Raw genomic sequence first — 19342 nt, 5'->3', positions numbered from 1 at the left:
TCCCGCCGCCGCACCGGGCGGCGGGACCACGCGGCCCGTGAACTCGCCGTGTGAACAAGGAGCCTCCCGTGCCCGCGAAAACCTCCACCCGTCCGCCTACCCGGCCCGCCGTCGTCGCCGTCGCGCGCCGCCGTGCCCTGCACGGCTGGGCCTACGCCGCGCCAACCGCCCTGCTCGTGGTGGGACTGTTCGTGCTGCCCGTGCTGCTGGTGGGTCAGATGTCGCTCTCCGACTGGCCGCTCCTGGCCGGCAACCAGGGGATCAACGCCCCGCAGAACTACGTGGACGCGCTGACGCACCGGTTCTTCTGGGACTCGGTGGTCTTCACGCTGAAGTACACGGTGATCGCCACGGTGCTGCTCATCGGGCTCGGCCTGGGGCTCGCGCTCCTGGTGCAGGAGTCGAGCCGCTGGTCCGCGGTGCTGCGCACGTCGATCCTGGTGCCCAGCGCCCTCGGCCTCGCGTCCGCGTCGCTGCTCTTCTACGCGCTGTACTCGCCCCAGGTGGGCCCGTTGTCCCCGCTGCTGCAGCGCCTGGGGCTGGCCGACGGGCCGGTGTCGTTCCTCGGCACCCCCGAGAGCGCGCTCTGGTCCACCGTGTTCCTGGTGGTCTGGCGGTTCGCCGGCTTCTACATGCTGCTGCTCATGGTGGGGCTGCAGGGCATCCCGCACGACGTGATCGAGGCCGCTCGCATGGACGGCGCCAACCGCTGGCAGACCTTCGTGAGCGTGACCCTGCCGCTGCTGCGCCCGTCGCTGGCGCTGTGCACGGTGCTGTGCGTCACCGGCTCGCTGCTGGCGTTCGACCAGTTCTACATCCTGACCAAGGGCGGGCCGGACAACAGCACGCTCACGGTCGTCCAGCTCATCTACAACGTGGCCTTCCAGGGCCAGAACGACCTCGGCGTCGCCGCCGCGCTGTCGATCGTCGTCCTGGTCGTGCTCGTCGTCGTGAACGTGGCCCAGATGCGCGCCATGCGCGCAGGCCAGGAGGACTGACATGACAACGACCGCACTCCCCGCCAGCCCGCCCCGGCCGCAGGTGCGGCGCCGGCCGCGCGCGCCCCGGGCCCGGCTCGCGGGGATCGCCATGCGCACCCCGTACTGGGTGCTGACCGGCGCCCTCGCGCTCGTCTTCGTCTTCCCGCTGATCTGGGCCGGGGTCGCGTCCGTCGCGCCCCAGCCCGGCAGCAGCCAGGTCGACGGCTGGGGGCTGGGCAACTACGCCACCCTCATGGAGTACCAGGCCGGGCTGCCCCAGTACCTCCTCAACTCCACGCTGGTGTCCGGGATGACGGTGCTGTTCACGCTCGTCTCGTCCGTGCTGGGCGGCTACGCGTTCTCCCGGTTCAAGTTCCCGGGCCGCGACGTGCTGTTCCTGCTCACCCTCGCGATCCTCATGGTCCCGTACGCCACGCTGCTCATCCCGCTGTACGTGATGCTCAACGCGATCGGGCTGCAGAACACGCTGGTCGGCCTGGCACTCGTGCTCACGGTGTTCCAGCTCCCGTTCGCGACGTTCATGATGCGCATCTCGTTCGACGCCGTCCCACGCGAGCTGGACGAGGCCGCGCTCGTGGACGGCTGCTCGTCGTTCCGCGCGCTGCGCACCGTGCTGCTCCCGGCGGTCAAGCCCGGGATCATCACGGTCGGCCTGTTCGCCTTCCTGGCGGCGTGGAACGACTTCGTGGCGCCGCTCATCCTCATCTCGGACTCCACCAAGATCCCGCTCCCGCTCGCCGTGGCGAACCTCCGGGCGCAGGTCATGGGCATTGTCGACTACGGCGCCACCGAGGCCGGCGTCGTCGTCATGGCCCTGCCGTGCGTCGTCCTGTTCCTCCTGCTCCAGCGGCACTACGTCCGCGGGTTCATGTCCGGCGCGCTCAAGGGCTGACCGCCCGTGCGCCGCTCAGCCCGTCCACCACTTCCCGGAGGTCTCCGCATGCTCTTCCCGACCGGACACCGTGGCGCCGCCACGCCCGCGCCCGTCGTGCCCTCGACCGGGCGCCTGACCCCCCTCGGCCTCGACCAGGTGCGCATCACCGGGGGTCCCTGGGCCCGCCGCCAGGAGGTGAACGCGACCGCCACCCTGGCGCACATCGAGCACTGGCTCGAGCGCGAGGGCTGGCTGGGCAACTTCGACCTGGCGGTCTCCGGCGGCCTGGCCGAGAAGCGGCGCGGCCGGGAGTTCAGCGACTCCGAGGTGTACAAGCTGCTGGAGGCCATGGCCTGGGAGCTCGGGCGACGGCCGGACGAGGACCTGCAGAGCCGGTTCGACGCGATCGTGCTCCGGGTGTCCGCCGCCCAGGAGCCGGACGGCTACCTCGGCACGCGGTTCGGCCGCCCTGGGCAGCAGCCGCGCTACACGGACCTGGAGTGGGGCCACGAGCTCTACTGCCAGGGCCACCTCTTCCAGGCTGCGGCCGCGCGGGCGCGCACCGGCCGGGCCGACGACCTCCTGGTCGACGTCGCCCGGCGAAGCGCCGACCACGTGTGCGCGACGTTCGGAGCGGACGGCAGCCAGGGGATCTGCGGGCACTCCGAGGTCGAGGTGGGCCTGGCCGAGCTCGGCCGGGCGCTCGGCGAGCCGCGGTACCTCGCGCAGGCGGCGCTGTTCGTCGAGCGGCACGGGCACGGCGTGCTCGCCGACATCGAGTTCGGCCGCTCCTACTACCAGGACGTCGTGCCGGTGCGGCAGTCCGAGGTGCTGCACGGGCACGCCGTCCGCGCCAACTACCTGGCCGCCGGCGCGGTCGACGTGGCGGTCGAGACCGGCGACACCGAGCTGCTCGACGCCGTCGCCGGCCAGTGGGCGCGCGCCCAGGCCCGCCGCACGTACGTGACCGGCGGGCAGGGCTCGCACCACCAGGACGAGGCGTTCGGCGACGACTGGGTGCTGCCCCCGGACCGCGCGTACTCGGAGACGTGCGCGAGCGTCGGCTCGGTCATGGTGTCGTGGCGCCTGCTGCTGGCCCGCGGTGGTGTGGAGTACGCCGACGCGATCGAGCGTGCCCTGACCAACGTGGTCGCGACCTCGCCGGCCCACGACGGTCAGTCGTTCTTCTACGCGAACACCCTGCACCAGCGCGTCCCGGCCGAGCACGTCGACACGGACGTGGTGAGCAAGCGCGCCGAGGCGTCGCTGCGCGCCCCGTGGTTCGAGGTCTCGTGCTGCCCGCCCAACGTGGCGCGCACGTTCGCGAGCCTCGCGGCGTACGTCGCCACGGTGGACGACGGTGGGGTCCAGCTCCACCAGTACGCCCCCGCCGAGATCCGGGCCGAGCTGCCGTCGGGGGAGCGGGTAGAGCTCGACGTCGTCACGGACTACCCGGCCGACGGGCGCGTCGAGGTGCGCGTCGTGGCCGCGCCCGCGGGGGACTGGACGCTCACCCTGCGGGTGCCCGCGTGGTCGGCGTCGGCCCGGGTGCGGGTGGACGGCGGGCCCGTCCGCGAGGTGGGTCCCGGGCTCGTCGCGGTGCCCGGCCCGCGGACGGGCGGCGCGGTGGTGCTCGACATCGACGCCGCCCCGCGGTTCGTCGTGCCCGACCCGCACATCGACGCGGTCCGCGGCTGCGTCGCGGTGCAGCGCGGCCCGGAGGTGCTGTGCCTGGAGTCGGTGGACCTGGAGGCGGTCGGGCTGGGTGCTGGTGCTGGTGGCGGCGCCGGTCGCGGCGTGGACGACGTCGTGGTCGACACCTCGGTCCCGCCATGGGAGGTGGACGGCACGGTGTACGTCCGCGCGGGCGTGCTGGGTGCTGGTGCTGGTGCTGGTGACAGCAACGGTGCCGGCTGGCCCTACACGGCGGCGGACGACGTCGCACCGCGGCCCCGCCCCGAGCTGCACGACGTGCCGCTGGTCGCGTACCACGACTGGGCCAACCGCGGCCCAGCCACGATGCGCGTCTGGCTCCCGACTCTCTGACAGCACCCGACCGCGCCCCGCCCGTCGCGGCTGCTGTCCGGCACCGCGGCGGGGAGCGTCTTCGCGAGCTGACTGTGTTGCGCTGCGTAGACGTTGTCGACACAGCGCAACACGTCTCGGAGAACTACAGTCACCCTGGGCCGGACCGCACGAATGCTTCGAAGGAGCGAGTCTCCTGGCTGGAGGAACAGCGCGAGTGGACGGGGACGGCGAAGCTCTGTCGGAGCAGCGCGGCCGGCGGACCCAACGGGTCAGCGCGGGGGATCACGAAGCCTTGATGGTGCACGGCTCAGTGGCGCGGTGGGCAGTACCGCTCTTGGTGCTGCTCACGGTGGTGTCAGGATGTACGGCCGATGTCGACGCCCAGGTGAGACCTGCGGCGGAGGACACGTCTCGCGTCGAGTCAGGTGTCGTCGATGTTGCGCCCGGCGAGCACAATTCGATAGGCACGATGACGCTCTGCGTCGAGGGCGCCGCTGGAGGTGAGGTCACGGCCGTCACGACTCCGCCGGACTCGGGAGTCGAGGTCGTGGCCTACTCCGTGGCCAACGGGCCCAGCGATATCGGCGGCTTCCGGGAGCCGCTCGAAGACCTGGGCGCGGACACGACGCGCCACACGATCGAACGGGAGTGCGTCAAGGACGGAGAAGCAGGTTCGGTGCAGGTTGCCACCCTGCTGATCGAGGTGGTCGCCCAGGAAGACCGGTCGGCGAGAGCAGACCACCTGACCGTCCATTGGGAAACCGATGGAAGCACCGGCGAGTTCGACGTCCAATGGGCGATCCGGCTCTGCACCACCGTCGACCAGCGGACCACGGACTTCTGCCGGCAGCATCTGCAGGACGCAAGCTCCGGGTGACCTGGGCGAGTCGGTGTCGGGCACGAGGGCGGTGGGAACCCTCAAAGTTCCCACCGCCTCGTGTGCTGCCCTGTGCGCCGCTCAGGGCAGGCAGCTCACCGCCGGGTACTCCGTCTCGACCTCGCGGGTCACCCGCTCGCCGTCGACCTCGCCCGTCACCCGCACCACCGCGGCGCCCGCGTCGGCTCGCGCCGCGCGGACCGCGAACGACTGGTACGCGACCCGCCCCGGCGCGACGTCCGTGAACGAGCGCGTGCCGTACGGGGTGGTGAGCGTGACGTCCACCGGGCCGTCGTGGTCGTTCACGGCGCGCACGGCGAGGGTCGCGCTACCCGCGAGGCAGCGGACCTCGGCCGTGACGGTCACGGCGGGAGACGCGGGCGAGCCCGTGCCCGGGTCGTCGGCGAGCACCCGCCACTCGGTGGCGGCCACGGCGGCGTACTGCGTACCGTCGCCGTTCGCGTGGACCGTCGCCCGCAGGCGTGACGTCGTGACCGGCCCGAACGTCATGCGGTTGAACGCCGCGGTGCTCGTGCCGGCCGCCGACGGTTCGGGCACCGGCGCCCAGTCCTGTGCGGCCGCGTCCCAGTAGGACAGCTCCCAGGAGTCGGGCTCGCCCACGCCCGCGCCGGTGCCCTGCGGCTGGTCGGCCCAGAACTTGATCTCCGCGGCGGTCAGCCGGATCGGCCGGGGCCACGTGTACTGCACCCACTGGGTCGCCGGGTGGTCGCCCGACCACGTGCCCCAGATCTGCGCCTGCGGCGGGCTCGCGGGGTCGAGCCCGTCGTTGAGCGCGAGCACCGAGTTCCAGCCCGCCGTGTACGACGCCGTCGGCGTGGCCAGCGCCGCGACGTTGCCGGTGAGTGGGCCGCTGAGGTCCGCGGGGATCGTGACCGTCCGGGCGGTCTCGACGTTGCCGGCCCGGTCCACGGCCCGGTACCGCACGTCGTGCCGGTCCCCGTCCGGAGCGGATACCGCGCCGGAGTACGGCTCGAACCCGCCGCCGTCCACCGCCACCTCGATCCGCGCGACGGCGGACGTGGCGTCCGCGGCGGTGACCGCCACGGAACGGGCCTGCTCGTCGACGGTCGCCGTGCTCCGCGGCGCGGTCGCGTCGATCCGCACGTCCAGCGCGGCCTCGGCCGACGTGTTGCCCGCGCGGTCCGTGGCCGTCGCGGTGACCGTGTGCTCGCCGTCGCCCCCGACCTCGACGTCGGTGTACCGGACGGGGTCGGTGACGACGGGCTCGCCGTCGTCGACCGAGGTCGCGAGCGTGACCCGGCCGCCGCCGTCGTCGGTGCCCGCGACCCGGACGCGCACCGCCGAGCGGAACCAGCCGCCCGTGCCCGCGCTGCCGCTCGGGGTGAGGGTCACCTCGGGCGCGGTCTCGTCCCCCGAGGTGTCCCCGGGGTCGACGACGGTCACGGTCGCCGTCACGCGGCCCGCGGCGTAACCGAGCACCGAACCCTCGACGGTCAACGAGCCGGGCTCGGCGACGTCGTCGGCGGTGAGCGCGTCCCAGTAGGCCGGAACCTGCAGGAACTCCCCACCCGGGTAGGCCGCGCGCACCGTGCCGGGCAGGTCGGTCTCGCCGACCTCCACGGTCAGCCGCGGCGGCGTCACGGTCTCGGCCTGCTCGGCGAGCACCTCCCACTCCTCGACGGCGACGGCGGAGTACGTCGAACCGTTGGTCGACGCGTCGAACACCGCCCGGAGCTGCGTGGTGGTCACCGGGTCGAACGACGTGGGCTGGAAGCCCGCGGTGCCGGCCGGGTACCCGTCGGCGCCGGACACGTCCGCCCAGGAGCCGTCGTCGGCGTCCCAGAACTGGATGCGCCACGCGTCCGGCGCGGCCACGCCGACGCCCGAGCCCCGCGGCTGGTCGTTCCAGAAGTCGATCCGCGACCCGAACACGCGCACCGGCTGGTCCCAGGTGTACTGCACCCACTGCTGCGGCGGGTTGTTGCCGGTCCACGTGCCCCACATGTCCGGCGGCAGCGGGTTGGGGCGCACGATCTCGTCGTTGAGGGCCTTGACCCAGTACTGCGTCGGCACGGGGTCGTTGGACACGGTGACGCGGGCCTCCTGCGCGATGTTCGCCCGCGGCGTGCGGTCCGGCTGCCGCACCGGCGTGGTCGTCACCGGGAGCATCCGCGGCGGGTCCTGCGTGTCGTCCCACTCGACCTCGTCGATCGCGACCGACCGGCGGAAGTGGTTGCCGCCCTCGGCGTCGGCCGTGTGGTACGCGATCCACCACTGGCCGTCGAGCTCCACGATGCCCGGGTGGCTCGTCGTGGACGAGACCGGCCGCAGGATGGTGCCCCGGTAGGTCCACGGCCCCTCGGCCGACGGCGCCGTCGCGTACGCGATGCAGGCGTGGTAGTTCGCCGGGGTGCACGCGCTGGTGGGTCCGGCGTTGTTGCCCGCGTAGGCCAGGTAGTAGGTGCCGTTCCGCTCGAAGAGCCAGGGCGCCTCGAAGAACCCGGTCAGGCCCGTGACGGTCCGGACGTCGCCCACGGGGGTCCTCATGTCCTGCGCCAGCTCGACCCGCCGCAGGTTGCCGAAGCTGCCCCAGTACATGAGCACGCGGGCGTCGGCGCCGGCGCCGTCCACCAGCACGGTCGGGTCGATGTTGTGGATGGTGTTGGGCGTGGGCAGGCGCTGCGAGACGATCGGCCCGCCCGCATGGTCGGTCCAGGGGCCGGTGGGGGAGTCGGACACGGCGACGCCGATGCCGAACTTGTCGCTCGACGGGCTGGCCGCCTCGTGGACCGGGACGTACCAGTAGTAGCGGCCGTCGAGACCCTCCTGCACCTCGCCCGCGTACGCGCGGCCGGGGCTCGCCCAGTCGAAGACGTCCTCGGGGCGCATCAGGGACGGGTGGTGCGTCCACCGCCCCGCGTCGGGGTCGGCCGTCACGAAGGCGCCCCACTCGTTCATGATGAAGTCGTTGCGCGTCTCGCCGGCCTCGTCGTGGCCCGTGTAGACGTAGAGCTTGTCGGCCCCGGTGTCGTTGCCGGGGGCGCCGGCCGGGACGACCAGCGGGGCGGGGTCGGCGGAGTAGTAGCTCCCGTCGGCCAGGATCGGGTTCTGCGTGCTCGTGAACTCGTACGAGTCGGCGGCGGAAGCCGGCGCCGCCGGTACGGAGAGCGCGGCGGCGAGCACCGCCACCAGCGTGCCGGCCGTGGCCGGCCGTCCTGCTCGGACCTGTCTCATGTCGTCCTCCAGTCGTGGCACTTCGTCGTGGCGCACTGACGCGCCGACCCTGCCACACGGCCGTGCGCCCAACAATGGGTTTCGGTGTTTTTCGGTATGGATGAGGCCGCAATGGGTGATCTCATACCGAAAACACCGAAAACCATTGCCGGAGTCGGAGGGGTGATGCTTCACTGGTCGGCGCCGGGCCCCTCGATGGTGAGCGGGCCGGCGGGAACCACCACCTGGCGGACACGTCGCGAGCCAGGGTGGGGAGCGCAGCGATGCGCGGCCTCCGCCCGTGCGGCACACCTCGTCCGTCCGAGTGCCTGGCAGTCGACGGAGAGGACATGTGATGTCGGCACGAACACGAAGAGGGGCGGTCGCGGCCGCCGCCGTGGCCGCGATGGTCGTCTGCGGGAGCGTGGCGGCGCTGCCCGCGCACGCAGGACCCGTCCACGCGGCGTCCCCGGTGCTCCCCGGGAACGAGGACGACGTCGGCGTCTACACCGACGGCCTGACGGACTCCCTGGACATCGGCGACCCGGTCTACCGCAACCTGGACACGGTGCAGGACGCGCTGGAACCCGGTGTCCCGTACACCGCGGACAGCATGTACCGCTCGATCTTCGACGCCGACGTGGCGGCCGGCGGCACCGACTTCTACCTCGACCGGGTGCTGGGCGTGACCGGCGCGTCGGGCAACAACGTGCTCCAGACCCGCGGGCGCACCCTCTACCTGCGCGGCGCCGGCGGTGCGAGCTGGAGCACGATAGGCTTCGGCGGCAACGCCTTCGCGGGCGGCCCCAACGACCTGGGCGCCTTCTACACGATCACCGTGCCCGGGCAGACCGTCGCCGAGGTGGGCAGCGCCCGGTTCAACGCGCCGAGCCACGCGAAGGCCCGGTACACGATCGGGTCCACGGGCGTGACGGCGGACCTGCGCAAGCTGATCACCTACGACAACACCGCGCTCTCCGCGCTCACCTTCACCAACCCGGGCGCCACCGACGTCACCTTCACGGTGCGGGCCGCCTCCCCGACCGCCCGGGGCGCCGCGGACGCCGACGACGAGCTGACCGGCACGCGCACCCTGACCAGCGGCGCCAACAACGGGCTGGTCGACACCCCGTGGTCGTCCGTGACCGTGGGCCTCAAGGCCGACGGCTTCGCGCGTAACGGCACCAACCTGGACCGCGAGGTCACGGTGCCGGCCGGCGGCACGGTGGACCTCTCCGTCGTCGGGTCCCTGTACTCGGCGAGCCTGCCCGCAGGGCAGGAGCAGCTGCGCGAGTACGCGGCCCTGACCCCGGACGAGGCGTTCCGGACCGGCGTGACGGCGTTCAACGAGCGCTGGGCCGCCGACATCCCGTACATCGACGTGCCGGACCCGGCCATCGAGAAGGCGATCGTGTACCGCTGGTGGGGCGAGCGGTACAACAGCCTGGACGCGAACGAGCCGGGGTACGTCTACCAGTACCCGACCACCATTGAGGGCGTGAACCTCTACCAGAACTCGGTGGTGCTCACGCAGCCGATGCACCTGCAGGACACCAAGTGGATCCGCAACCCGTACCTCGCCTACGGCCAGGTGCTGAACGTCGGTGAGCTGTCCGGCTCGTCGGCGTTCCTGGACAGCCCGGGCCACACGAGCTGGAACAACCACTACTCCCAGTACCTCGGCACGGCCGGGCTGGAGGCCTACAACGTGCACGGCGGCGGGGCCGACGTCGCCGAACGGTTCGCCTACTACTTCGAGCAGGACGGCGTGGGCCAGCTCGAGCACTACGACGGCAACGACGACGGGCTGATCGCCTACGACACCAACTACATGCCGGGCAACGACGCCGACGCGATCAGCTTCGGCTATCCGAAGGCGAACGGCGGGGCGCCGGGTGCACGCACCATCGAGCGGCCCGAGTCGGCGTACGTCTGGGGCGCCTTCGACGCCGCGAGCAAGCTCTACGAGATCGCCGGGGCGGACCCCGAGCGAGTGAGCAGCACGGCCGCCGAGGCCGACCGCATCCAGGAGGCCGTGCTCGACCGCCTGTGGAGCGAGGAGACGCAGATGTTCCTCGCGGGCACGTCGCACGGTGCGACGTCGGCGGCGTCGTCCGGCGGCAGCGCCAACCCGCTGCCCGCGGGCGAGCGGGACCTGATCCCGGCCAAGGAGTCCAACCTGTACGACGTCTACGCGGAGAACCTGATCCCCGCGGACGAGTGGGAGACCTACGTCGACGGGTTCCGGTTCCTGCGCTACGGCGACAACTTCCCGGTCTTCCCGTTCTACACGGCCAACCAGTACGACCGGTCGAAGTTCGCGATCGGCGGCTCCAACAACTTCTCGAACATCAACTTCACGGTGCAGTACCGCGGCGTGCGCGCCGCGCTGCGCGACTACGACCCGGAGCAGCGGTACGTCACGCCCGAGTACGCGGCCAAGCTGCTCGACTGGATGGCATGGAGCATCTACCCGAACGGTGACGCGCGGGTGGCCAACCAGGCCGAGTACTACTCGGGCTGGAACCCGGCCACGCAGACCTTCAACCGCAACAACCCGAACCACGTGATGCTCGGCAACATGAGCTACATCTTCGTCGAGGACATGGGCGGCATCCAGCCCCGGTCCGACGACCTGATCGAGCTCGCGCCGATCGACCTCGGCTACGAGCACTTCATGGTGAACAACCTGCGCTACCACGGGCACGACGTCACGATCGTCTGGGACCCGGACGGCACGCACTACGGGCTCGGCGCCGGCTACTCGCTGTTCGTCGACGGGGAGCGCAAGGCCGCGGCCGACCGGATCGGCGGCTTCGTCTACGACCCGGCCGCCAACGAGGTGGTCGAGGCCGACGAGGGCCTGGACGTCACGGTGGTCGCCGACGAGGGCACCGACCTGCCGTCCGCCGTCGACACCCCGATCGAGGACGAGCGGGTGGTCTCCTACCTGAGGACCGCGGGCATCGACCTCACGCAGGACGCCGAGAACCTCGCCCAGGGCGCGACCCTGAGCTCGTCCGCGACCCAGGACGGCGCGCGCCCGGCCGCGTGGCGCACCTTCCACACCCCCGGGTTCTCGACCAGCTCGATGAACTACACGCCGGGAGCCATCGCGACCACCGAGCGGCCCGTGTCCCTGGACGCGGTGACCGACGGCGTCACGGTGAACGAGCCCTACTGGGGCAACTACGGCACCGACGGTGACACCGGGTACGTGGAGCTCGACCTGGGCGACCCGGTGGCGGTCGACAACGTGAAGGTCTGGTTCGTCGACGACCGGCAGACCGGCGGCTACGCCCCGCCGCGCCGCTACTCGATCCAGGTGCCGGACGGCGACGGCGGCTGGACGGCGGTGCCCGAGCAGGCCAAGGCACCCAAGGTGCCCGGCCCCAAGGCCAACGAGGCGCTGTTCCCGGAGACGACCACCGACAAGGTCCGGGTCGCGTTCACCAACGCCCCCGGCCGCTGGACGGCGATCTCGGAGATCCAGGTGTTCGACTCCGGACGGCCCGTGCCGCCGGTGGAGAACGACCCGCCGACGGTCACCGCGACGTCGGACGAGGGCGCGGACGGCAACCTGTCCACCGTGCTGGTGGCCACCGCCACCGACGACGGCGTGCCGGAGGACGGCGAGCTGTCCTACGGCTGGGAGACCGTGTCGGCGCCCGAGGGCGCGGGCGTGATCTTCGCCGACGACGCCGCCCTCACCACCCGGGTGACCGGCACCGCCGAGGGCGAGTACGTGTTCCGCTTCACCGCGACCGACGGGGCGCTCAGCACGTCGCGCGACGTCACGGTGACGCTGGCCGAGCGCGAGACGACCGCCGAGTTCGGGCGCCTGGCCACCATCACGACGAGCGGTTCGGCGTCGTGGGAGAACCCGACCCGGGTCAACACGGAGTCCACGCCGGCGAGCTCCAACCCCGGCGCGGGCAACGGCTGGGGCACCTGGGGCCAGGCGCAGAACGGGACCAGCCCCGCGCAGGCGGCCTGGATCCGGTACTCGTGGAGCGCCCCGGTGCTGGTCAGCTCGACGGACATCTACTGGTACGACGACAACGGCGGCACCCGCACCCCGCGGGCCGACACCTACGTGGTCGAGTACACGACGGACGGCACCACGTGGACGCCGGTCACGCTCGCAGACGGCTCCGCCTACGCCGGCGCCCTGGCCCGGAACGCCTACAACCACCTGGCCTTCGAGCCGGTGGAGGCCAGCGCGCTGCGCATCCGGATCTCGGGCGTGCAGTCCGGCGGCGCGGGCACGGGTGTGCTGCGCTGGCGGGTCAACGGCGACACGGTGGACACGGTCGCGAGCCCGGTGGTCATGCGGACCACTGTCGGCGTCGTGCCCGACCTGCCCGGCGCGCTGGACGTCGTCTACTCGGGCGGCACGCGCGGCACCCTGCCGTTCACCTGGCAGGAGATCACCCCGGCGATGGTCGCCGAGACCAACGTCGAGCCGTTCACCGTCTACGGCACCAACGCCGAGCACGGGCTGATCGCCCAGGCGCAGGTGTACGTGCGGCCCGAGACGGCGCAGGACGGCATCGCCATCCAGGGCGCGGAGCAGTTCGAGCGGACCGTGGAGGTGGGCGAGCTGCCGCACCTGCCCACCCGCGTGGCCGTGTCCTACAACGACGGCTCGCGCGACAACCAGGCGATCGGCGTCGAGTGGGACTTCGACGAGTCCCTCGTCGAGCGGCCGGGCGTGCACGTGGTCACCGGGCGGCTGATCCTGCCCGACTACGTGAGCGAGGCCGGCACCACGCAGACCACGCTCACGCTCACCGTGCTCGGCGACCCCGCCGAGGGGCCCGTGGTCACCGCCACGGCCGAGCCGCGCTGCCTGGCGGGCCGCGCGACGCTCGCGGTCCGGGCGGTGAACGACGAGGACGGCCCGCTCGACATCGCGTTCGCCACCGCGTTCGGCGACAAGTCGTTCTCCGGCGTCGCCCCGGGCGCCGCGGCCTACCAGTCGCTCGCCACGCGGGCCGGGTCGGTCACGGCGGGCACGGTCACGGTCACGGCGTCGGACGGCGCCGGCCGCACCTCCGAGATCAGCGTCGAGTACCCCGCGCTCACGTGCGGCTGACGGAAGGGAGCACCATGCACAGCGAACCGAAGAGCACGCCGGACGCCGCGCCGGGCACGGCGGGGGCCGCACCAGGCACGTCGGCCGTCTCCCGCCGGTCCCTGCTCCGTCTCGGGGCGGCCGGCCTCGCCGGGGGCGTCGCCGCCCTCGGGCTCGCCGGCGGGGCGGCCGCGGCCGCCCCGCTGGGGGCCGGCCCCGCCGGGACCGGCCTGGCCGCGGCCGCCGCCCGGCTGCCGCGCCGGTACCTGCGCCTGCTGGATCGGTCGCCGGCGTCCGACCGCTGGCTGGCCGCGCCGTTCCCGCTGGCCGACGTGAGCCTCGCGCCCAGCGTGGCCACCCGGTCGCAGGACCAGCTGCTGCACCTGTTGCGGGTCTATCCCGTGGACCGGGTGCTGGCGGTCTTCCGCCGCAACGCGGGCCTGGACACCCGGGGCGCCAACCCGCCGGGCGGCTGGGAGGGCTTCGGCCACGCCAACGAGCAGCCCTGGGGTCCGGACGACTACCCCGGCCGGGCCAACGTGCAGACCGCCAACCTGCTGCGGGGCCACTACGGCGGCCACTTCCTGTCCGCCCTCTCGCTCGCGTGGGCGTCCACCGGGGAGCAGGTGTTCCAGGACAAGGTGGACCAGGTCGTCGCCGGCCTGGGCGAGGTCCAGGCCGCGCTCGCCGCCATGGGCCGGTTCACCCACCCGGGCTTCCTCGCCGCGTACGGGGAGTGGCAGTTCAGCCGGCTGGAGGGTTACGCGCCGTACGGCGAGATCTGGGCGCCGTACTACACGTGCCACAAGATCATGGCGGGCCTGCGGGACGCCTACCAGCTCGCCGCCAGCGACCAGGCGCTGGAGATCTGGGCCGCCATGGCGGACTGGGTCTCCGGCCGCCTCGACCCGCTGCCCGCCGACCAGCTCGAACGGATGTGGGGCATCTACATCGCCGGCGAGTACGGCGGCATGAACGAGGTGCTCTGCGACCTCACGTCGATCACGGGGGAGGACAAGTACCTCGCCACGGCCAGGAAGTTCGACCTGACCCCGCTCGTCGACGCCTGCGCCGAGGGGCGGGACACGCTCAACGGCAAGCACGCCAACCAGCACATCCCGCAGTTCCCCGGCTACCTCAAGGCCTACGAGCACACCGGCGAGGAGCGGTACCTGGACGCCGTCACGGGCTTCTGGGGCATGGTCGTGCCCGGTCGTACCTACGCCCACGGCGGCCACGGGGAGGGCGAGCTGTTCGGCCCGCCCGGCACCGTCGCGGGCGACATCGGCGCGCGCAACGCCGAGACGTGCGGCACGTACAACATGCTCAAGCTGTCGCGGCTGCTGTACCTGCACACGCTCGACCCCAGGTACATGGAGTTCTACGAGCGCGGCCTGCTCAACCACATCGTGGGCTCCAAGCGGAACACCCGGTCGGACACCAGCCCCGACGTCACCTACATGTACGGCGTGAACCCCGGCACCCGCCGCGAGTACGGGAACACCGGCACCTGCTGCGGCGGCACCGGGCTGGAGAACCACGTCAAGTACGCCGACACCGTGTACCTGCGGTCCGCCGACGGCGCCGCCCTGCACGTCAACCTCTACCTCGCCTCGACGCTGGACTGGCCCGAGCGCGGGCTGCGCGTGGTCCAGGAGACGCAGTACCCGAAGGCGGGTTCGACCCGCCTGACCATCGAGGGCACGGGCGAGCTCGACCTGCGCCTGCGCGTGCCCGGCTGGGTGCGCCAGGGCTTCGCCGTCAAGGTCAACGGCGTAGCCCAGGACGTGGACGCCGTCCCCGGCACGTACGTGAGCGTCGCCCGCACCTGGGCGTCCGGCGACGTGGTCGACGTCGACATGCCGTTCAGCGTCCGGGCCGTGCCGACCGTCGACGACCCGGCGGTGCAGAGCATCGAGTGGGGACCCACCGTGCTGCTCGTGCGCGACCCCGCCACGAGCTACCTGGACATCTCCCTCTACGGGCACATGGGCCTGGACGGCACGCTCGACAGCGCGTTCGAGGCGACCGGCGACGGCTACTTCCGGCTCGGGGACCGCGTCCTCGAGCCCGCGTGGTCCGGCGACCACACGAACTACCACATGTACGTGCGCCGCGCGGAGCCCCGCGTCGTGTTCGCCGGCCTCGACAGCGGGGTCGCCAACGCGGCGCGCCCCGACGGCACCACCCTGCTCGACGCGGTCTGGGCCGACGGCGGGTTCGCCACCCGGGCGGCCTTCCTCGCCCAGGTGCAGCGCACGACGGAGCGGTTCGTCGCCGACGGCCTGCTCAGCCGCCGGGACGCCCAGCGCGTCCTGCTCACCGCGGGAAAGGCGGACATGGCATGACGACCACACGCACAGCCCCCGGGCGCTGGGCACTGGGGCGCCGGGCACGGGCGCGCCGTGCCGCCGCCGTCGTCGGGGTGCTCGTCCTGGCCCTGGCGGGCCTCGTACCGGCCTCCGCGGGCCTGGTGCCCGCCGCGGCCGCGGACGCGGAACCCGCCAACGTCGCACCGCTGGCGGTACCCACCGCCAGCTACACCGCCTCCTGGAACCGCGTCACCGCGGTGAACGACGGCGCGGGTGTCAGCACGGGCGGCGCCCACGACGCCACGTGGGCGACCTGGGGAGAGGACCCGCGCCCGGCGAGCCAGTGGCTCGAGTACACGTGGGAGGCACCGGTCCGCGTCGACCGGTCGGCCCTGCGGTTCTGGTCCGACGGCGCGGACGCCAACGGTGACAACGTGCGCGTCCCCGCCTCCTGGACCATCCAGTACTGGGACGAGGACGCCGGGGAGTTCGCCGACCTGCCCGCACCCAGCGGGTTCCCGACCGACCGCCTCGGCGTCAACGAGACCACCTTCGAACCCGTGGAGACCACCCGGCTGCGGGCGACGTTCCAGGCCCTGCGGGGCGGGGCCGAGAACTCCTACTCGGCCGTCGGTGTCTCCGAGTGGGAGGTCTGGGGTACCGGCGGCACCGTCGAGCCGGAGCCGGAGGACCCGTTCGGCCCGATCGACCACACCCCGGTGCACATCCCCACGCAGGTGGGCGAGCTGCCCGAGCTGCCGGACCGGCTCGACGCGGTCTACGAGGACGGCCGGGTCGTCCGCGTTCCGGTGACCTGGGCGGACGTGACGGCCGACGCCGTGGCCGAGCCCGGCTCGTTCGAGGTCACGGGTACCTCGCCCGACCTGGTGGAGCCCGTGACCGGCACGGTGTACGTGCGCGACGGCGCGCCCGGCGCCGTGGTCGGGGTCGACAACGTCGCCGTGGTGACCCTTGCCGGCGTCGCACCCGTGCTGCCGACCGCCGTCACGGCGGAGTACGAGGACGGGTCGCGCGACAGCCGCATCCCGGTCGCCTGGGCCGACGTCGACCCCGCCGACTACGCGGAGGCCGGCGGCCTGTTCCTGGTGGCGGGCGCGGTCGAGGGCACGGACGTGCCCGCCGAGGCCGTGGTCTTCGTGCTGGAGCCCGACGAGGCCGAGGACACGGCGCCGCCGTCGGTCACGGTGACCACCGCGCCGGCCGCCGCGCCGTCGGGCTGGTTCCTGGAGCCCGTCACGGTCACCGTGCGGGCGACCGACAACCGCGACCCGGACCCGCGCGTCGAGGTGGCGCTCGACGGCGGCGACCCGGAGCCGTACACCGGGCCGTTCACGCTGGAGGACGGCACGCACACGGTGCGCGCGACGGCGACCGACGCGGCGGGCAACACCGGCGAGGCGGAGCGCGAGCTGCGCGTCGACTCGGCCGCGCCCGTGACCACGGCGTCCGTGGAGAACCTCGGCGCGAGCGTCGAGATCACGCTGGCAGCCACCGACGGCTCCGGCTCCGGCGTCGACCGCATCCAGTGGGAGGGCCCCGGCACCTTCTGGGGCACCTACACCGGGCCGTTCACCCGCGCGCTGACGGAGACCGAGCAGGTCATCGAGTTCGCGGCCACCGACACGGCGGGCAACGCCGAGGAGCGCCGCTCGCTGACGCTCCCGGCCGCCGGGGCGGACCTGCCCGTCACGGCGGAGGCGTCCGCCCGCTGCGTGGCGGGCAAAGCGCACGTCGCCGTCCGAGCCGTCAACGGCTCGGACGTCCCGGTCGACGTCGTGCTCACCACCGAGCACGGCACGCGGTCCATGGCAGGCGTCGAGCCCGGCGATGCCGCGTACCAGTCGTTCGCCACGCGTGCCGCGTCGGTGCCCGAGGGCACCGCCTCGGTGACCGCCACCGGCACGGTCGACGGCGAGGAGGTCACCGTGCGCCACGACCTCACCGTCCCGGCCATCTCCTGCTCCTGACCGCACCTGACCTGGAACCGCCACGAAAGAGAAGAGACGACATGAAGAACCACCGCACCACCCAGCGGATCGCGGCGGCCGCCGCGGGCCTGGCCGTCGCGACGGTCGGCGCGCTCGCGGCCACCGCCGGCACGGCCACGGCCGCCGACGGCGACGAGGCCGGCGTCGACCTGTCCGTGTCCATCGTGGACAACACCCCGGGCGCGCTGACGCTCTCGGTGGCGCCGAACGACGGCGTCGTCCTGGCCGAGGAGGGCTCCGACGCCGAGGCGCGCCAGTTCCTGGGCACCCTGCCCACGGTCACGGTCGCCGACACCCGGGACGCCGAGGACGTGCCCGAGGGCTCGTACTGGGCCGTCGTGGGCCAGGCGAGCGAGTTCACCGCGGAGGGCCGGGACCCGATCGGGCCCGAGTACCTCGGGTGGGCGCCGCGCCTGCTGACGCCGTCGCCGTCGGGGGACGTGGCCGCGGGCGAGCCCGTGTCCAGCGTGCTCCCGGACGGGTCGGGCGGCGCCGCCGTCGGCCTGGAGGGGCAGGAGCTGCTGCTGTCCACGTGGGCCGCGGGCTCCGAGGCCGGCCCCTGGGACGTCACGGCGGACCTCACGCTGCGCACCCCGGCGGACGTGGCCCCGGGCGACTACTCCTCCGTGCTGACCCTGTCCCTCTTCGAGGGCTGATCCCCGACGTGTCGGACGCGCAGGTCACCCGGGTGATCTGTGCGTCCGGCACGTCGCCCGAACCGACCGAGCCAGGAAGATCCGTGCATGCGCATCCCCACGAAGGTCGCGGCGATCGTCACCCTCACCACGCTCGCGCTCGCCGCCTGGCCGGCCCCTGCCACGGCCGCGCCCGTTCTCCCCGCCGCCGATGACGGCCGGGTCACCTGGTCCGTCGTGCCCGCCGACGCCGCGGGGCCGGACGGGCGCCGCGTTCTCGACCTGGAGCTCGCCCCCGGGGAGCGGGCGACCGAGCATGTGGCCGTGAGCAACCACTCGGCGGAGGAGGTGACGTTCGCGCTGTCGGCCAACGACGGCTACCTGACCGAGCGCGGGAGCTTCGACATGCGGCCCTCCGCGGTCGAGCCGGTCGACGGCGGCGCGTGGATCGCCGTCCCCGACGAGGTCGTGGTGGGGCCGGGGGAGACCGAGGTGGTGCCCGTCGAGGTGGCGGCGCCGGCCGACGCGCTGCCCGGCGACCACCCGGCCGGCGTCGCGGCGTCGGTGCGCTCGGGCGGGGAGATGCAGGTGGAGTCGAGGGTCGGCGTCCGCGTGAACCTGCGGGTACCGGGGGACGCGGTCGCCGCCCTGGACGCCGACCTGCTCGGGGTCTCCTTCATGCACGAGCCGAGCCTGTTCGAGCCCGGGTCGCTCGTGGTGCGGTACGCCGTCGTGAACGACGGGACGGTCGCGCTGAACACCACAGCGCTGGTCGGCGCGGACAGCGCGCTGGGCGGGCCCCACGCGTCCGCGCCGCGCGGCGAGGCGCTGGAGGTGCTGCCCGGCGGACGGCGTGAGATCAGCGTCGAGGTGCCGGGGGTCTGGCCGCTCGGGCCGTTCGGCGTCGAGGCCGTCGTCGGCGCCACCGTGGCCGAGGGTGCCGTCGGCGGCGACGTGCCCGCGCCCGCCGATGTCGTCCTGACGGACACCGCCTGGGCGCTGCCGCTGCTGCACGCCCTGGTGCTGCTCGCGCTGGTGCTGGTCGGCTGGGCGGTGCGCCGGGCGCTCCGCGCGCGCCGGTCGCGGCTGGACCGGCTCATCGAGCGGGCCCGCGCGGAGGGCCGGGCGGAGGTGCTCGCGTCGCGCGGCTGACGGCTCCGGGCGCTCCTGATGTTCCGGGCCTGCGACGAGCGTCTGCTCGCATCGACGAGACGACTGCCCGTTCGGGGCTGACGTTCAGTCCACGAGATTCGCAGCCGATTCTGCTGTTGGCAGAGTGGGCTGGTTCAGCGAGCGGTGCGAACGGGTGTGCCATATGTTGATGGCATGACGCG

At 73.1% G+C, this 19342-nt stretch carries 10 protein-coding genes; 9 read left to right on the top strand and 1 reads right to left on the bottom strand.

Annotated elements, in window-relative coordinates; translation table 11 throughout:
* The first annotated feature begins 68 nt into the window (after nucleotides 1-68).
* The 4 genes from AB0I29_RS18120 (at nucleotide 69) to AB0I29_RS18105 (ending at nucleotide 4780) form a co-directional block, all read left to right on the top strand.
* Complete coding sequence (locus AB0I29_RS18120) at nucleotides 69-998, top strand: sugar ABC transporter permease (protein WP_285104889.1); 930 nt, start codon at nucleotides 69-71, stop codon at nucleotides 996-998.
* A gap of 1 nt (nucleotide 999) precedes the next feature.
* Nucleotides 1000-1893 (top strand): carbohydrate ABC transporter permease, encoded by an 894-nt coding sequence (locus AB0I29_RS18115; protein WP_357483961.1) that lies wholly within the window; start codon nucleotides 1000-1002, stop codon nucleotides 1891-1893.
* Nucleotides 1894-1941: 48 nt separating this feature from the next.
* Nucleotides 1942-3921, top strand: coding sequence for a beta-L-arabinofuranosidase domain-containing protein (locus tag AB0I29_RS18110; RefSeq protein ID WP_357483958.1), 1980 nt, complete (start codon nucleotides 1942-1944; stop codon nucleotides 3919-3921).
* 196 nt (nucleotides 3922-4117) lie between these two features.
* On the top strand, nucleotides 4118-4780 hold the full coding sequence (locus tag AB0I29_RS18105) for a hypothetical protein (RefSeq protein ID WP_357483955.1): 663 nt from the start codon (nucleotides 4118-4120) through the stop codon (nucleotides 4778-4780).
* A gap of 81 nt (nucleotides 4781-4861) precedes the next feature.
* Here AB0I29_RS18105 and AB0I29_RS18100 read toward each other — a convergent pair whose 3' ends face one another.
* On the bottom strand, nucleotides 4862-7996 hold the full coding sequence (locus tag AB0I29_RS18100; RefSeq protein ID WP_357483952.1) for a family 43 glycosylhydrolase: 3135 nt from the start codon (nucleotides 7994-7996) through the stop codon (nucleotides 4862-4864).
* Nucleotides 7997-8330: 334 nt separating this feature from the next.
* On the opposite strand from AB0I29_RS18100, the gene AB0I29_RS18095 reads away from it, so the two are divergent.
* From AB0I29_RS18095 to AB0I29_RS18075, 5 genes are all read left to right on the top strand, one after another.
* On the top strand, nucleotides 8331-13073 hold the full coding sequence (locus AB0I29_RS18095; protein WP_357483949.1) for a discoidin domain-containing protein: 4743 nt from the start codon (nucleotides 8331-8333) through the stop codon (nucleotides 13071-13073).
* Nucleotides 13074-13087: 14 nt separating this feature from the next.
* Nucleotides 13088-15400: a beta-L-arabinofuranosidase domain-containing protein gene (locus AB0I29_RS18090; RefSeq protein ID WP_357483946.1), complete on the top strand. Its 2313-nt coding sequence runs from the start codon at nucleotides 13088-13090 to the stop codon at nucleotides 15398-15400.
* Nucleotides 15397-17352: an Ig-like domain-containing protein gene (locus AB0I29_RS18085; RefSeq protein ID WP_357483943.1), complete on the top strand. Its 1956-nt coding sequence runs from the start codon at nucleotides 15397-15399 to the stop codon at nucleotides 17350-17352. Before AB0I29_RS18090 ends, AB0I29_RS18085 begins: the two co-directional genes overlap by 4 nt.
* 41 nt (nucleotides 17353-17393) lie before the next feature.
* Complete coding sequence (locus AB0I29_RS18080) at nucleotides 17394-18029, top strand: hypothetical protein (RefSeq protein WP_357483940.1); 636 nt, start codon at nucleotides 17394-17396, stop codon at nucleotides 18027-18029.
* A gap of 87 nt (nucleotides 18030-18116) precedes the next feature.
* On the top strand, nucleotides 18117-19160 hold the full coding sequence (locus AB0I29_RS18075) for a DUF916 domain-containing protein (RefSeq protein ID WP_357483937.1): 1044 nt from the start codon (nucleotides 18117-18119) through the stop codon (nucleotides 19158-19160).
* Nucleotides 19161-19342: the final 182 nt, after the last annotated feature.

This window comes from Promicromonospora sp. NPDC050262, assembly GCF_040655935.1.
In the GTDB taxonomy this organism is placed as follows: Bacteria; Actinomycetota; Actinomycetes; order Actinomycetales; family Cellulomonadaceae; genus Promicromonospora.
Note: the sequence above shows the minus strand (reverse complement) of the source record. Positions and strands in the feature narration are given on the sequence as shown.

What these genes read in the sequence shown, in the direction of transcription:
- AB0I29_RS18100 (WP_357483952.1), bottom strand. Translation starts at nt 7,996, where the DNA reads ATGAGACAGGTCCGAGCAGGACGGCCGGCCACGGCCGGCACGCTGGTG.
- AB0I29_RS18110 (WP_357483958.1), top strand. Translation starts at nt 1,942, where the DNA reads ATGCTCTTCCCGACCGGACACCGTGGCGCCGCCACGCCCGCGCCCGTC.
- AB0I29_RS18085 (WP_357483943.1), top strand. Translation starts at nt 15,397, where the DNA reads ATGACGACCACACGCACAGCCCCCGGGCGCTGGGCACTGGGGCGCCGG.
- AB0I29_RS18075 (WP_357483937.1), top strand. Translation starts at nt 18,117, where the DNA reads ATGCGCATCCCCACGAAGGTCGCGGCGATCGTCACCCTCACCACGCTC.
- AB0I29_RS18095 (WP_357483949.1), top strand. Translation starts at nt 8,331, where the DNA reads ATGTCGGCACGAACACGAAGAGGGGCGGTCGCGGCCGCCGCCGTGGCC.
- AB0I29_RS18080 (WP_357483940.1), top strand. Translation starts at nt 17,394, where the DNA reads ATGAAGAACCACCGCACCACCCAGCGGATCGCGGCGGCCGCCGCGGGC.
- AB0I29_RS18115 (WP_357483961.1), top strand. Translation starts at nt 1,000, where the DNA reads ATGACAACGACCGCACTCCCCGCCAGCCCGCCCCGGCCGCAGGTGCGG.
- AB0I29_RS18090 (WP_357483946.1), top strand. Translation starts at nt 13,088, where the DNA reads ATGCACAGCGAACCGAAGAGCACGCCGGACGCCGCGCCGGGCACGGCG.